The 15,906-nt window shown below is 75.2% G+C and carries 9 protein-coding genes; all 9 read right to left on the bottom strand.

Annotated features, from left to right (window positions below):
* Positions 1-67: 67 nt before the first annotated feature.
* Positions 68-769, bottom strand: coding sequence for a hypothetical protein (locus ACI769_RS17755; RefSeq protein ID WP_043654136.1), 702 nt, complete (start codon positions 767-769; stop codon positions 68-70).
* Positions 766-2,559 carry a serine/threonine-protein kinase gene (locus ACI769_RS17750; protein WP_085388422.1) on the bottom strand — a complete coding sequence of 598 codons (1,794 nt, stop codon included), beginning with the start codon at positions 2,557-2,559 and terminating at the stop codon, positions 766-768. The genes ACI769_RS17755 and ACI769_RS17750 overlap by 4 nt, the downstream gene beginning before the upstream one ends.
* The gene (locus tag ACI769_RS17745) at positions 2,556-4,262 is read right to left on the bottom strand and encodes an FHA domain-containing protein (protein WP_085388423.1); all 1,707 of its coding nucleotides are present in this window, start codon (positions 4,260-4,262) and stop codon (positions 2,556-2,558) included. Before ACI769_RS17745 ends, ACI769_RS17750 begins: the two co-directional genes overlap by 4 nt.
* Positions 4,259-5,116, bottom strand: a complete 858-nt coding sequence (locus ACI769_RS17740; RefSeq protein WP_043660484.1) for a PP2C family serine/threonine-protein phosphatase — start codon at positions 5,114-5,116, stop codon at positions 4,259-4,261. The genes ACI769_RS17745 and ACI769_RS17740 overlap by 4 nt, the downstream gene beginning before the upstream one ends.
* Complete coding sequence (locus ACI769_RS17735; RefSeq protein WP_085388424.1) at positions 5,113-6,729, bottom strand: RDD family protein; 1,617 nt, start codon at positions 6,727-6,729, stop codon at positions 5,113-5,115. The genes ACI769_RS17740 and ACI769_RS17735 overlap by 4 nt, the downstream gene beginning before the upstream one ends.
* Entirely contained in the window at positions 6,726-9,227 is a 2,502-nt protein-coding gene (locus ACI769_RS17730) for a transglutaminase-like domain-containing protein (RefSeq protein WP_409142043.1), read from the bottom strand. The genes ACI769_RS17735 and ACI769_RS17730 overlap by 4 nt, the downstream gene beginning before the upstream one ends.
* Complete coding sequence (locus ACI769_RS17725) at positions 9,227-10,570, bottom strand: DUF58 domain-containing protein (RefSeq protein ID WP_085388426.1); 1,344 nt, start codon at positions 10,568-10,570, stop codon at positions 9,227-9,229. Before ACI769_RS17725 ends, ACI769_RS17730 begins: the two co-directional genes overlap by 1 nt.
* A gap of 82 nt (positions 10,571-10,652) precedes the next feature.
* Positions 10,653-11,627 carry a MoxR family ATPase gene (locus tag ACI769_RS17720; protein WP_043659321.1) on the bottom strand — a complete coding sequence of 325 codons (975 nt, stop codon included), beginning with the start codon at positions 11,625-11,627 and terminating at the stop codon, positions 10,653-10,655.
* Positions 11,628-11,674: 47 nt separating this feature from the next.
* On the bottom strand, positions 11,675-15,906 hold a 4,232-nt coding region (locus ACI769_RS17715; RefSeq protein ID WP_409142042.1), incomplete at its 5' end, for an Ig-like domain-containing protein.

The following is a 15,906-nucleotide window of genomic DNA, read 5'->3' as shown; positions in this document are numbered from 1 at the left end:
GACGGCGAGCGGTCGACGGGCGCGACCGACCGGAACGCGCGGCGCGCGCTCGCAGGAGCGGGTCGGCTCAGCCGTCGTCGGTCAGGTCGAGCAGGGGCAGGTCGGCCGCCGTCACGAGGCGCGACGCCACGGCGTACTCGACGAGGCGCGCGCGGCGGTTCGTCGCGAGCGCGCCGGGCCCGCCGCGCAGGCCCTTGACGCCGATCCGGTCGAGCTTGTCGCACACGTTGTCGAGCTTGCGGTTGAAGCGCGTCGTCGCCCAGCCGAGCCGGGCCGCCGCCGCGGCGGACGACGGGATCTCCGACAGGCCCGTGCCGTCGCGCCGCAGCATCGGCTCGGCGAGCGCCACGATGAGCTGCTTCTGGCTCGTCGTGAACGTGATCATGCCGATCGTCGTCGCGCCGCCCGCCTCCGGGTCCTCCGAGCGGATCTCCTGGTAGGGCGCGCCGCGCAGCTGCGCGGTGATCTCGTACGTCGTCGGCCCCGCGGTGAACACGATCGACGTCGTCGGGAAGACGATCGGCAGGCGGTTGCCCGGGGAGAGCCACGACTGGACGCCGCCGCCCGAGTCGCACACCGTCGCGGAGATGAGCGACCCGACGTTGGCGAGCCACCAGATGCCGCCCTCGTGCGCGATGCGCAGGAAGCGCCGGTGCAGGTACGGGTTGTCCTCGATCGCGAGGTCCCCGTCGCGCCCGATGTCGAACGGGTCGCCGTCGGTGGACGGGCGGAACCACTCGCCGCAGAACTCGACCGCCAGCTCGCTCATGCCGCCTCCCCCGTGACGCACATCCTCTGCGGCGTGGCCGAGACCTTGCCGTCCCGGTCGACGATGACCTCGATGCAGACCTGCTCGCCGGGCTTGGCCCGGAGCTCGACCGACGTCTTGTCGAAGTTCTCCTTGAACGGCGTCTCCTCGATCGGGTCGATCTTGCGCCACCAGAAGGAGTCGTCCTCGAGCGCCTTGTCCGAGTCGTAGGCCCACGTGAACGTCGCGACCTCGCGCGCCGGGTCGTAGGTGCCGACGAGGTCGTTCACCGGGGGCACGAGGTCGCCGAGGTTGTCCGACGGGACGAAGTCGTCGTCGGGCGAGGCCGAGCTCTCGCCGCCCGCGGTGGTCTCCGTGTCGTCCGGCGTCGCGTCGGGCCGCAGGAGGAAGAAGCCCCCGACGGCGACCGCGACGCCGACGACGCCCGCGACCGTCGCCCAGAGCGCGCCGCGGCCGGAGCGCTGCTCCTGCGGGGACGCGTCGTCGGGCGCCTGGTCCGGCCCGGCGGTCCGGTGCACGGTGTCCTCGACGGGCGGGGTCCCCCAGCCACCGGGACGCCGCGGGCCGGGGTACAGCCGCGAGGGGTCCGTGAGCTCCGCGACGGGCGCGCCGCCCTGCCCGACGGCGGTCGTCGGCACCGTGCCGGACGTCCCCGCCGAGGGCCCCTGGTCCCACGCGGCGGGCGCGTACGGCACCTGGGGGCGGTACGGCGCCGGCTGCCCGGGCGCGGTGCCCGGGGCGACGGTCTGCCCGGGCCACGCACCGGGCGGGGCGGTGTGCAGCGGCGTGGTCGGCTGCGTCGGGCGGCCGGGTGCCACGGGCCCCGCGGACGTCCCGGTCCCGGACGGGTCGATCGAGACGACCTGGCGCAGGCGCGTCCCGGCGTCGTCGTCCGGCTCCTCCTCCTGGACGTGGCCCGAGTCGTCGAGCAGGTCGATCGGCGTCACCGCGTACGACAGCTCGTTCTGGACCTGCTGGAGGGCGCGCGCGAACGCGAGGACCGTCGGGTAGCGCGACGCCGGGTTCTTCGCCATCGCCGTCGCGAGCACGCGCTCGAGCGAGGCCGGGACGTCGGTGCGGCCCGTGGGCGGCAGGGGCGAGCCCTCGATGCGCGAGATGAGGTTCGCGCTCGAGTTCGACCCGCCGGGCACCTCGAACGGCGTGCGCCCGGCGAGCAGCGTGTACGTCGTCGCGGCGAGCGCCCAGACGTCGGTCGCGATGCCGCTGCGCGGGGGCTCCGCGAACGACTCCGGCGGGGACCACGGGATGGACATGCCCTCGGCGCGCGCGGCGTCGTCGACCGTGGACGAGATGCCGAAGTCCGTGAGCGCGGGGTGCCCGTACTCGGTGACGAGGATGTTCGCGGGCTTGATGTCGCGGTGCAGGATCCCGGCGCGGTGCGCCGTCTCGACGGCACCGGCGATCTGGACGGCCGTGCGCAGCGCCTCCGCGACGGGGAGCCGCTCGGTGCGGTAGCGCGCGCCGAGGTTGGGCCGCGAGCAGTACTCCATCGCGAGGTACGGGCGGCCGTCGTCCGCGATGTCCGCCTCGTACATCGTGACGATCGACGGGTGGGTCGAGAGCGTCGCCATGAGGTCGGCCTCGGCGTCGAACGCCGCGCGCTGCGAGTGGCTCGACCACTCGTGCAGCAGCACCTTCACCGCGACGCGGCGGCGCGGGCGCTGCTGCTGGTACAGGAAGACGTCCGAGAACCCGCCCGAGCCGATGAGCGAGACGTACTCGAAGCCGCGGATCTCCGGTGGTGGGGACGGTGCGCGCTTGCTGCTCACCGGATCCCCTCGAACCGCAGGGTCACGCCGTCGCCCAGGTCGGCGACGTCGCCGTCGACGACCAGGACCGGCTCGGACGGGTGCAGGCGCCGCGGCGGCTGGCCGGCGCGCAGGAGCGTGGTCCCGTTCGTCGTCGCCATGTCGCTGACGAGCACGTGCCAGCCCTCGAGCGTGATCTCCAGGTGCGAGCGCGAGATGTCCTGCTGCGGGCTCGGCACCGTGACGAGACGCGGGAGCTCCGCGGCCTGCGTGCGCGGCGAGCGCGGGCGACGGCCCACGACGACCGGCCGGTCGAGATCGAGCGTCTGGCCCGTCGAGACCACGACCCGGCCCAGCGGCGGGCGCACGGCGAGCTCGGCGTCGCCGTCGAGCGGCGCGTCGCACACGGCGCACGTGTCGCGCGACGGCGGGTTCGCGTGCCCCTCGGGGCACGTGCGCGCGAGGATCTGTTGCTGCCCCGGTGCGGGCGGCGGGCTGAAGGACGGGACCGGGGGCGGCACGGGCGCGTCCTCGACCGCCGGCTCCTGGGCCGCCGCGCGCAGGTCCGCGATCGCCGACGACAGCACGGTGTGGCCGTCGTGGTCGAGCCCGGCGACGGGCGCGGGCTCGTCGTCGGGCGTGACGGTCGCCGCCCGGTGCGCGGCGGCGGGCGTGGCGCCCGTCCACTCGCGCGGGACGCCCGCGATGAGGCCGTCCGGTGCGGGCGGCGGGGTGGGCACGGGCGCCTCGTCCGTCGGCGGGACGGGGACGGCCGGGACGGGCGGCGCGGGCGGCACCGTGGCCGACGGCGCGGGCTCGTCGGCCTCGTCCGTCTCCTCGTCCTCCGCGGAGCGGACCGCGGCGTCCTCGACGGTCCGCAGGATGGTGGAGCCCCACAGGTGGGCGTAGTCGTCGTCCTCCTCCGGGGGCGCCTCGGAGACCGGCGCGGCCGGCTCCACGACGGGCGGCGGCTCGACGGCGTCGGGCTGCGGCGCGATCGTCTCCTCCGGGAGCCGGAGCGTCGCCCCGAGACCGCCGAGGACCGTCGTCGCCGACGGCACCGCGGGCGCCTCGGCGAGCGTCGCGGTCTCCGCGGCGGCGTGGCTCGCACCCGGACCGGGCTGCGAGGCCTGGTCCTCGCGGGCGCTCGCCTCCGGGGTGACGAGCCGGTCGTCGTCCGGCCCGGGGTCGGAGCCGAGGTCCTCGCCGCCCGCGATGGGCAGCTCGGGGCGCTCGGGGCGCTCGACGAGCGGCCACGCGACCGCGGACGCGAGCACCACGCCCGACTCGAGCGGCACGGAGAGCACGTCCCCGAGGAGCGGCCCGCCGGGCGGTGCGGGCTCGACGGGCACCACGCCCGCGTCGGCCCGGACGAGCAGCTCGACGACGTCGTCGAGGACCCGCTCCGACCAGGTGGTGACGCCCTCGCCCTCGACCTGGACGCGGTCGCCGCCGTCGAGCTCGAGCGTGACGGAGAGGCGGCCGCGCGCGGCCACGTGGACGCGACGGCCGGTGACGACCGCGACGACGAACGGCGGCACCGTGCGCAGGCTCGAGCCGAACGCGCCCGTGAGGACCTGGAGGACCTCGACGACGCCCGCGTCGGTGCCGAGCTGGTCCCACACCTGCTCGACGAGCGAGGGCTCCACCGGTGCGGGCAGCACGACGACCGCGCCGCCGCGCACCACGGTGCGTGCCGTTCCGGTGACGTAGCGCAGCGTCACGTCAGACCCCCGATCTGCAGACGAACATCCCTGGGCAGCGTGTCCTCGTCGACGACCGGACCCGGCGCCGCCACCTGGTCCCGCGGCGTCGTGCTCCCGCCGCTCGTGTCGTCGGACACGCCCGTCGCGTCGACGACGACGACTGTGATGTTATCCCGGCCACCGGCCGCGATGGCCTCGTGGACCAGCCGCTCGGCGGCGCCCTGCGGGTCCGGCGTGGCGAGCAGGACCTCGGCGATCCGCTCGTCGGACAGCTCGCCGGTGAGGCCGTCGGAGCAGACGAGCACGCGGTCGTGCCGCTCGATGGGCAGGTACCAGAAGTCGGCCTGCGGGGCGTTGCGCGAGCCGAGCGCGCGCGTGACGACGTGGCGCCGCGGGTGCGTGAGCGCCTCGGTCGGGGTGAGGAGACCGGCGTCGACCATCTCCTGCACCTCGGAGTGGTCGACGCTCACCTGCTCCAGGCGGCCGCCCGCCAGGTGGTAGGTGCGCGAGTCGCCGACGTTGACGACGAGCCAGTACGGGTTGCCGTCCTGCTCGGAGACGACGACGCCCGTGACGGTCGTGCCGGCGCCGCGCCCCGGCTCGGTGACGATCGCCTGCACGTTCTCCTGCGCGACCGCGATCCGGGTCCGCACCTCCTCGGGCGTGACGACCTCGAGGTCGGCGAGCGGGCGCAGGGCCTCGACGGCCGTCGCGCTCGCGACCTCCCCCGCCTCGTGCCCGCCCATGCCGTCGGCGACGAAGAAGACGGAGCGCGCGGCGAGGAAGCGGTCCTCGTTGAGGAGGCGGCGGGCGCCGCGGTGCGACGCCGCGCCCCAGGCCAGGTGCACCTCGGCGGGCTGGTCGGTGGTCACGAGACTCCCGGGTGGACGACGAGGCGACGGTCGCCCACGTGGATGGTCGCGCCGACGGGGACGCGCACGCGCGTCCCCGGCTCGGCGACGCGGGGCGGGGCTCCGGGCACCGACACGACGGTGCCGTTCGTCGAGCCGCGGTCGGTGAGCCACAGGCCGCTCGGGTCGACGCGCAGCTCGGCGTGCGTCTTGGAGACGGAGCGCGTCGGGTCGTCGAGGGCGACGAGGGTCCACGGGCCGTCGTCGGGCGCCTGGGGGTTGCGGCCCACGAGGGTCGGGCGGTCGACGGTGCGCCGCTCCCCCGACTCGAGCTCGAGGACGACGGCCACGTCGGGCGCGGGGTCCATCGCGCGCACGTCGCGCGCGGACATCCGGGTGCTGTCCCACTCGGGCTCGGCGGCCTCGGGGCCCGCCGCCGGGGTGGCGGACCGCGCAGCAGCCGGGGCGGGCGTCGGCACGGGCGTGGGCGCCGGCACCGCGGCCGGCGGGGGCGCGGCGGGCGGCGGGGCGGACGCTCCGCTCCCGACGCCGGGGACGCCCGTGATGAGACCGCCCTCGGTGGGCGCGGGCGTGGACGGGAAGGCCCACGGGTCCGGCACGGGCGCGGCCGACGGTGCCCCGGACGCCTCGCCCGGGCGGGCCGGCGAGGCGGGAGACGGCGGCGGCGCGAACGACGCGGCGGGGGTCGCGGCCGACGGTGCGGGCGGGCGCCCGGCGTCGGGCGCCGGGTACGACGCCGGGTGGCCGCCCGGGGCGGCGGGGTACGCGCCGGGGGCGGCCGGGGCGCCGTACGCCCCGGCGGGGCCGCCCGCCACGAGCGAGGCGACGCCGTCGTACCCCGAGGACGTGGGGGCGACGCCGCGCACGTCGAGCACGAGCGACCGGCCCGCCTTGTCGTGCCAGCCCTGCGACCGGCCGGTGGAGTCGAAGCGCGGGCTGAGCAGCACGACGAGGATCCCGCCCAGCGGCACGACGCCCACGATGATCCAGCGCAGCGCCGCGCGCCCGAACCCGACCGGCCCGCGCGTGCCCGCGTCCACCGTGCGGATGCCGGTCGCGAGGTTGCCGAGCGTCTTGCCCGTCGACCCCTCCCAGAACCAGACGCCGACCCACCACGCGAGCGCGAGCACCGCGGCCACGACGTAGACCACGAGGATCTTGCCGAGCAGCGCGGCGGCCTCGTCCTGGGTCACCGTCTGCACGCTGCCGAGCGGCGCACCCACGACCGCGAGACCCGCCACGAGGACGACGAGCGCGACGACGGCCGGCACGGCCGCGTCGACGAGGTACGCGAGGAACCGGCGGCCGGTCCCGGCGAAGGGCGCGGCGGCGAGGGACGACGGCGACGCCCCGGCCGAGACCGGGACGAAGGCCTTCTGCGTCGCCGCGTAGACCTCGGGCTCGGTCGTCGTGTCCGGCGCCGAGTGCGCGACGGCGGCGTACGGCAGGTCCGGCCCACCGCGGCCCGCGACGGCCTGGACGCCGCCGACCGGCCCGGCCGACGGCGCGGCGACGGGCCGGCCCGTCCGCGGGAACGGCTGACCGCACACCGCGCAGAACGCGGCCCCCGGGGACTGCGCGGACCCGCAGGCGGGGCACGTCACGTCGCTCATGACTCGTCTCCCTGTCGACTCGACGGCCCCGACGACGACCCTGCCGCCGGGGGCACGGCTCCACCCCGCGCACCGGCGCGGCGGCCGGGCAGCCACCGGCGCAGGCCCGCGGAACCGGCGCCCGCGCGCACGGACCGCAGCGAGAGCGCGGCGCGCACCCGCGCGCGACGGTTCACGGAGGAGCGTAGCCCTCCGACGACGGAGTCGACGTCCGCCCAGAACGCCTCGATCTCCTGCTCGGTCGGCTCCCCGGTGCCGAACACGGTCGCGTCGGCGCGGTGCGCGAGCGGGATGGTCGCCGTCGCGCCGTACGCCTGCGCGAGCACCCCCGCGCCCTCGCGGCGCGTCGAGCCGGCGGGGACGGGCGTCCCGAGGTCGGTCGCGGCGTCGAGCACCTCGCGCCAGCCACCGCTCACGCGGTCGACGGGCCGTTCCGCGGTGCGGCGCCGCGCCCGGCGCCGCGCCTTGTACGCGAGCACGAGCACGACGGGGAGCGCGAGCAGCGCGAGCGGCACGACCACGGCGACGCCGATGAGGACGGCCTGCCCCCAGTCGAACCCGTCGCTGTCGGCCTTCTCCTTCTCCTCGTCGTCGATCTTCCCGGCCTCGGCCTCGGCCGGCTCCTCCGGCGGCTCCGGGTCCTCGAGGATCGGGGGCTTGGGCACCTGGAGGCTCTTCGGCTCGGGCTGGATCTTGTTGTCCTCGTCCGGGATCGCCGTGATCGGCACCCAGCCGTGCCCGACGAACGGCACCTCGGCCCACGCGTGCACGTCGGTCCCGGTCGCCGTGTACGGCTCGCCCGGCTCGAGCGGGTTCTTGTCCAGGTCGGGGTAGAAGCCCATGACGACGCGCGCCGGGATGCCGGCCTGGTTGGCCATGAGGGCGAGCGCGACGGCGAACTGCTCGTCGTCGCCCACCATCTCCTCGTCGGCGAGCAGCGTGTCGACGCGCTCCGCCGAGTGGCCCGGTCGCGACGGCGGCTGCGTGTCCAGCCCGCTCGAGAAGATGCCGCTCGCGACGAGGCCGTCGCGCAGCGCGTAGAGCTGGTCGACGGGCTCGGTCTCCTCGCCCACGAACTGCGCGGCCTTGCCCGCGAGCGACGCGGGCAGCACGCCCTTCGGCGGCGTGGGGACCTGCACCGACTGGTCGATCGCCCCGGCGCGGAGGTCGTCCTCGGTGGGCTCGGCCGTGACGAGCGCGTCGAGCGTGTAGGTGTCGCCCGGGCGCAGCCCGGCGGTCGACAGCGCCGTGCCGGTCGTGCCGTTGTAGTACGTCGTGTCGGCGAGCTCGCGCGCCCGCTCGCCGGTGTAGGTGATGCCTGCGAGCTGGCCGACGTCCGGCACCCACACCCCGGTGTAGTCGCCGACCTGGACGTCGAGGCGCGTCGGCGTGCCGGGCGCGACCGTCGCGATCTCCTGGCCCGCGCGCGTGTAGACGCCCGAGCCGGGCAGCCCGCTCGAGACGTCGTAGACGACGCCGTTGTAGGTGTCGAGCGCGGCGAGGCGGACCTTCGCGCCCGGGGGCAGGCCCCGGACGGTGAACAGCTCGTCCTCGCGCATGTCCTTCGCGTACTTGCGGAACGCCGTGAGCGGGCTGACGTACTGGTGCAGGTCGAGCGGCGGGACGACCGTCTCGCGCAGGACGGTGCGCGGGTCGTCGGGCAGGAGCGCGGGGGCCGCGAACGCCGCCGCGACGCCCCCGACGACGAGCATCGCGGCGCCCGTGCGCACGCGGTGCCACCACAGGCGCCGCGTCGCGGCGCGACTCGCCTCCGTGGTGATCTGGTGCGCGCCGAGGCGCGCGGCGGTGACGCGCCACCCCGCCCAGAGCAGGCCGACCCCGCCGAGGACGAGGCCCTGCACGACCGGGTACGCCGCGATGACGGTCCCGAGCAGGATGACCGCGACGAACGCGACGGCCACCGGCACGAGCGCCCACGCGGCACGGCGCGCGCGCCACGCGATCGTGCCCGCGAGGAGACCCGTGACGAGCATGAGCAGGTACGGGACGACGGCGAGGTGCGGGAACGAGTGCAGCGGCGGGACCGTCGTGACGAACTCCTTCCAGCCCGCCACCGCCCCCCGCGCGAGGTCGGCGATCGTCGCGAGCGACGGGAGCACGCCGCCGATCGCGTCGGCGGGCAGGGCGAGCAGGCCGCCCAGGAGGAGGTACGCGAGGACCGCGACCGGGAGCACGGTGTACGCCGCCCAGCGCCGCCAGGCGCCGAGCCACGCGACCGCGAGACCGACGACGGCGCCCCCCGCCGCGGGGAGCAGGTAGCCCGAGGAGCCCCAGACGGGACCGAACCCGACGACCGTGGCGCCGAGGACGAGGACGAGCGCGAGCGCGTCGACGGCGCCGAGCACCGTGAGGGCGCGCGGGGTGTCGGCGCCCCGCAGCCGGGTCGTGTTCCGCTGCGACGTGCCGGACGAGGGCGCCGGCGTGCCGACCGACGTGGCGCGGCGCGAGCCGCGCGTCGTGGTGCTGGGAGCGCTCATCAGTCGTTCAGCCTCCGCAGGGCGAGGGGGAGCTCGCCGAGCTCGCCGATGGTGAGGACGACGAGCTCCGCGATCGCGTGCCGGCTGAGGGACGCGCCGGGCACGCACTGGATCGCCATGACGCGCACGTCCTGCGGCAGGCGCGCCGACGCCGCACGGAGCTCCGTCGGGGTGACCCGGCTCCCGACGATGAACGCCACGACGGACGCGTCGGTGATCGTCAGGCCCGCGACGCGCGCGACGTCGACGAGCGACGTGCGCTGCGACTGCGTCTCCACGCGCGCGAGGTCGTCGAGGAGGCGCGTGCGGTGGTCGCCGCGCAGGTTGCCGTCGTTGACGAGGACCGTGACGCCGCGGTCCTCCTTGATCGCCTGGAGCCCGAGGGACCCGCACGCGCTCACGGCGAGCTCGAACTCGTCGTCGTGCGCGTAGTCCTCGGCCCGCGTCGAGAGCAGCACCGCGAGGTGCGAGCGCCGCGTCTCCTCGAACTGGCGCACCATGAGCTGGCCCGTGCGGGCCGTCGTCTTCCAGTGGATGTGGCGGCGGTCGTCGCCGGGCACGTAGTCGCGCAGCGCGTGGAACGACACGTCGGAGTTCGAGATGTCGGTGGTCACGCGGCCCTCGAGGTCCTTGAGGAACCCGGTCGACGAGCCGGACAGGTTCTTGACCCGCGGGTGGACGAAGAGCTCCTCGGGCTCGGTCCACACGACCTCGCGCCGCAGGAGCCCGAGCGGGTCGGCCCGCACGGAGCGCACCGGGCCGACGGAGATGACCGACCGCCGGTGGGTCGGCACGGTGAAGATCTCCTCGTGGCTCCCCTGCGGGCGCAGGCGCGGCACGGGGAACGTCGCCATGCCCTGCCCCACGGGCAGCTCCATGACCGACGGGAGCAGCGGTCGGGCGGAGTCGTTGCGGACGTCGAGCCGGCCCACCGCGCGGTCCCCCACCGTCACGCGCTGCTGCGCGAGATCGAGCACGACGGCGTACCGGAAGCGCCCGAGGACGAACGCGACGGCCGCGAGCAGCGCGACCGTGAGCAGGACCGCCACGACGAGCAGCTCGAGCCACGACAGCGCGAGCCCCGCCCACCAGGCCGCGACCGTGACGACGAGCGCCGCCCAGCCGAACGGGCTGACGGCGGACGTCACGGGCCGGATCGTCCGCGCGGCGGGCGCGAGCGCACGCCCGACCGGCGCGGTGACCCGCGCGAGGGGTGCGGCCAGGGGGCGGAGCAGCCCGGCGAGGGCGGACCCCGCGCGGGGTGCGCCCGGGCGGCCGCCGCTGGCGGTGCGGCCGGAGCGGGCGCTGGGGCGCCCGCTCGTCGGGCCGGAAGTGGCGTTCATGGCATGGGCTCTCGGTCGGTGCGGGCCGTCGGTCCGCCGGCGGCGGGACGGCGTGCGGCCGGCGTGCGGGACGCCGGTCGCGTCAGGCGCTGCGGCGCTCCTGCGGCGCCGCGACGTCGGCGAGCAGGCGGCCGAGCACGGCCTCGTTCGTCGCGCCCGCGAACTCGGCCTCGGGGTCGAGCACGAGGCGGTGCGCCCACGTCGGCTGCGCCAGCTCCTTGACGTCGTCCGGCAGGACGTAGTTGCGCCCGTGCGCGGCGGCCCACACCTTCGCGCAGCGCACGAGGGCGAGCGCACCACGGACGGAGACGCCGACGCGCACCTCGGGCGCGTTGCGCGTCTCCTCGGCGAGCCGGGAGACGTACTCGAGCACCGCGCCGTCGACGTGCACGCGCGCGCCGAGCTCGGCCATCTCCGTGACGGCCTGCGTCGTGATGAGCGGCTGGAGCGTCTTGCTCCGGTCGCGGACGGACGCGCCCGAGAGGATCTCGACCGTCGAGGCGTGGTCCGGGTAGCCGATCGACGCCTTCATGAGGAAGCGGTCGAGCTGCGCCTCGGGCAGGCGGTACGTCCCGGCCTGCTCGATGGGGTTCTGCGTCGCGATGACCATGAACGGGCGGCCGACGTCGTGGCCGACGCCGTCGACCGTGACCCGGCCCTCCTCCATGACCTCGAGGAGCGCGGACTGCGTCTTGGGCGAGGCGCGGTTGATCTCGTCCGCGAGGACGATGGACGCGAAGATCGGGCCCTGGTGGAACTCGAACTTCCCCGTCTTCTGGTCGTAGATCGTCACGCCCGTGACGTCGGACGGCAGGAGGTCCGGGGTGAACTGGATGCGGTTGTTCGTGCCCTGGACGCTCGCGGCGAGGGCGCGCGCGAGCGAGGTCTTGCCGGTGCCGGGCGCGTCCTCGAGGAGGATGTGGCCCTCGGAGAGCATGCACGTCAGGGTCAGGCGCACCACGTGCGCCTTGCCCAGGACGGCCTGGCCCACGTTGCCGACGAGGCGGTCGAAGGTCTGAGCGAACCAGGTGGCCTGCTCGGGGGTCATGGTGGTCATTCGTCGCTTCCGTTCGCTGTGCTGTCCGAGGTGGGGCGCGGTCCGCGCTAGTACCACGTCATGGTGTTCGTGCTCCCGATGGTCGTCTCGATCCGCGCCGAGCCGCCCGGCTGGCCGTAGACGCACTGCTGGCCGCCGGAGTAGTTCCCGTTGCCGTCGGTCCGCAGGGCGCGGCCCTGGGCGTCGCGGCTGTAGTTGCCGGAGCCGATCTGCGACCCGCCGCCGTAGCACGTCACCCGGAACGCGGTGTTGGCGGGGCCGTCCTTGATGGTGAGGTAGAGCTCGGCGCACGACGAGTGGCTGCAGTACCCCGGCCAGTTGCCGTCAGGGAGCTTGTGGTTGCTCCCCTTGCTCACCGTGAGGACGGGCTCGGGCTTCTTGTCGGACGTCGCCGACCGGCACGTCTCCTTCGCGGCGCCCTCCGTCGGGATGACCCGGACGCAGATCTCGCGCGTCTCGGAGTAGCCGACCGAGAGGCTCCCGGAGCCTTCCTTCTGGGTGGACTGGACCGCGCCGCGCACCTGCACGGAGTACCCGCGCCCGTTGCCCGCGGTCGACCAGCTGTACGTGATCGAGCGGTCGCCGCCGTTCATCGACACGACCGGCGCCGGGATGGGCCCGTAGGGCGACTCCTCGTTCGCCGTCGCCGCAGCGCCCGGCTCGCGCGCGCCGTCGACACCCGCGACCGCGCGCACCTTGATCGAGTACGGCTTGCCGTTCGACAGCCCGCCGACGACCTTGTTCGCGCCGAGCGTCTGCCAGCCGCCGCCTGCGTCGTACTGGTAGGAGATCTCGTCGGCCAGCACGCCGTTGCCCGACGCGGCGCCGAACGACAGCTGGATCTGACCGTCCGTGCCGTTCGCGTCGGCGCTGAGGTTCGACACCGCGCCCGGCTTCGCGAACGCGCGCACCGGGTCCGACGCCGGCGAGAACTCGGCGTCGCCGAGCTTGTCCGTCGCCTTGTTGTGCGCGCGCACCCGGAACGCGTAGCCCGTCGTGTCCGCCGGGACGCCGACCGTCGCGGACGTCGCGCCGCCGGCGGCGGTCGCGGTCTGCACGACGCTCCCGCCCCGCAGCGCCTCGATCGTGTACCGCGTGATCGGTGCGCCGTTGCCGTCCGGGGCGACCCACGAGACCTGCATCTGCGACGTGTCGCCGATCGACGTGCGCTGCACCGCCGGCTTGGCGGGAGCCGCCGGCTTGCCCGCCGGCGTCTCGGCCGCCGAGTAGTCGCCCCAGTCCGAGGGGTCGGGGGCGAGGTTCACGGCCTGGGCGCGCACCTTGTACGCGACGCCGTTCTGCAGGCCGTCCCACGTCACCGACGTCCCGGTCAGGGCCGTCTTCTGCACGGCGCCGCCCGGCGGCGCGGGCGAGATCTCGAGGTTGACCGTCTCGATCGGCGAGCGGTCGGTGTAGGTCTTGTTGGTCCAGGTGACCGTGAGGGACTTGTCGCCGAACTCGAGGGTGGGTGCGGCGGGCGGGTCGGGCTTCTCGTCGGGTCGCGCGACGGCGGAGGCCGGGGAGGCGGGTCCGTCGCCGACGGCGTTGGTCGCGTAGACGGTGAAGGTGTACTCGACGTTGTTGGTCAGCCCGTCCAGGGTGCAGGTGGTGGTGCCGCAGGCCTTCTCGTAGCCGTTCTGGGAGCGCACGGTGTAGCCGGTGATGTCGGCGCCGTTGTTGTTCGGCGGGTCCCAGGTGAGCACGACGGTCTTTGAGCGGACCTCGACGACCTGCGGGGTCGAGGGCGCCTCGGGCTTGCCCAGCACCTTGAGCTGCACGCGGCCCTCGACCTCGCGGTCGGGGTCCTTCGTCGCGTCCTGGATCCGGTACCGGACGACCATGACCCCGACGAAGTCGTCGCGCGGGGTGACCGAGACCTGGTCGCCCGCGACGGAGGCGGTGCCCTGCCCCGTCTCCACCACGGCGTCGACGAGGGTCAGCGGCCGGTCGGGGAAGGGGTTGGAGTCGTTGGCCAGGACGGGCACGGTGGTGGCCTTGCCCTGGTGGGCGTCGTCGACGGTGTCGGGGTTGGCGCGCGCCAGGGGGCGGGTCGAGGCCACGACGGTCAGGGTCGCGGTGCCCTCGACCGGGGGGTGCTCGCCGTCGGTGACGGTGATCGGGACCTGCACGACCGAGCCCTTGGGCACGTCCGGGGTCGCCTGGGCGCGCAGCGTGGTGCCCTCGACGGACACGGTCACGCCCTGCGCCTGGCCGGTGGCCCGGAACGTCAGGGGGTCGCCGTCGGGGTCGGTCGCGAAGCGCGCGAGGTCGATCGATGCCTCCTCGCCCGCTGCGACGTCGAGCGTCGGGGTCGACAGCTCCGGCGGCAGGTTCTCCGGCGGGAGCACCTGGACGGGGATCGTCAGGACGTTCGTCCGGCCCTCCGGGTCGTCCGGGCCCGACCCGTCCGTCACCTCGAACGACACCGACGCCGGGCCGGTGTAGTCCGCGTCGGGCGTGTAGACGATCTCGGTCACGGACGGGACCTGCCGGTCCCCCTCGGTGACCTTGACCTTGTCCTCGGTGGTCAGGCGCGGGGAGCGGCCCTCCACGACGAGCACGTGCTGGGTGAGGTCGATCGGGAGCGACTCCCCCGCCAGCACCTCGAGCTGCGTGCCCGGCCGCAGCGTGGGCTTCTGGTCGGTGAGGCCGGGGACCTTGACGAAGGCCTTGGCGGTCAGGCCGTCGATGTCGGTCGCGGTGTAGGTGATGACCTGGCGGCCCTCGGTGAGGGTGACGGTGAGCTCGCCGTCGGGGGTGACGCTCGCGGTGCTCGCGTCGGTGGTGACGGTGAGCTCGCTCGCGGCGCCGTCGGGGTCCTCGTCGTTGTCCAGGACGGGGACGGTGACCTCGGTCTTGCCCAGGATGTCCTCCACGGGCACGGTGTCGTCGCGCGCCACCGGGGGCAGCAGGGGCGCGTTCGCCGAGACGTTCACGGTGACCGCGCCGGTCGCGCGGGCGCCGTAGGTGTCCTGGATCTGGTAGTAGAACGAGTACGAGCCGTCCTGGTCGGGCGAGGTCAGCACGATGCGGTCGGCCACGACCTCGGCGTCCAGGTCGTGGGTGTCCTCGATCCCGCCCGGGACCAGGCCGACCTGGTCGCCGTCGGGGTCGGTGTCGTTGGCCAGCGCCGCGACCGAGACCGTACGCCCCGGACGCACCGTCACCTCGTCGTCCACCGCGACCGGCGACTGGTTGCTCTCGCCCGGCCGCGCGATCCCCACCCGCACGGTTCCGGTCGCCGTCGCCCCGAGGGCGTCCAGGACCGTGTACGTGAAGGTGTCGAGGCCCGTCGCGTTCTTGGAGGCCGCGTACTCGAGGAAGCCCTCGACGACGCTCGCCGAGCCCTTCGCGGGCGGCGCCGCCACCCCCGTCACCTGGACGGAGTCGCCGTCGGGGTCGATGCCGTCCAGCGGGACCGCGATGCGCACGCTGGACCCGGACAGCACCCGGGCCTCGATCTCGCGCGGCTGCGGCGGGGCGTTGTCCTCACCGTCGCGGATCCGGATCGTGACCTGGGCCGAGTCCTCCTGCCCGTTGACGTCCCGCACCCGGTAGATCGCGTACGCCGTGCCCGCCTCCGAGCCCGCCTTGAACCGCAGCGTGTCCTCCGAGACGAACGCCTCGCCCAGCGCCGGGTCCACGTCCTGCTCCAGCTCGGGCTGCAGGAACAGCTCCAACCCGTCCGGGTGCGTGTCGTTCTTCAGCACCGGGACCGTCACCACGTCCCCCGCGTGCACCGTCACCTCGTCCGCGACCGCGTTCGGCGGCTGCAGCCGCGTCGGCGCCGGCACCGGCACCACCCGCACCTCGCCCACGGCCGACTCCGTGCCGTTCGACACGGTGTAGGCGATGCTGACGGGGCCGTCGAGCCGTCGCAGCTCCGTGACGCGGAGCATCTGGTGCCCCAGGACGGCCACGGAGACGCCTGCGTCCGCCGGGACCGAGACCGACTGGACCACCAGGACGCCGCCCGCCGGGTCGGTGTCGTTGGCGAGCACGTCGACCAGGGTCGAGCCGCCGGTGGGCAGCAGGGCCGTGTCGGTGACGACGATCGGGGCGCCCTCGGCCTCGGACGGCGGCAGGACGTCCACCCGCACCAGGCCCGTGGTCGCGTTCGGGCCGTCGGTCACCTGGTACGTCAGGTCGTAGGAGCGCGGCTCCATCGAGAGGAACGTGAACGTCCCCGCGTCGTAGTTCGGCGTGATCTGCGCCGGGGCGGACTCCGAGACCGACGCCAGGCGCAGCTCGTCCCCGTTCGGGTCGGTGTCGTTGCGCA

It is taken from the genome of Cellulosimicrobium sp. RS (assembly GCF_046159675.1).
GTDB lineage: Bacteria > Actinomycetota > Actinomycetes > Actinomycetales > Cellulomonadaceae > Cellulosimicrobium > Cellulosimicrobium funkei.
This window is presented reverse-complemented; position numbering and strand designations above follow the sequence as displayed.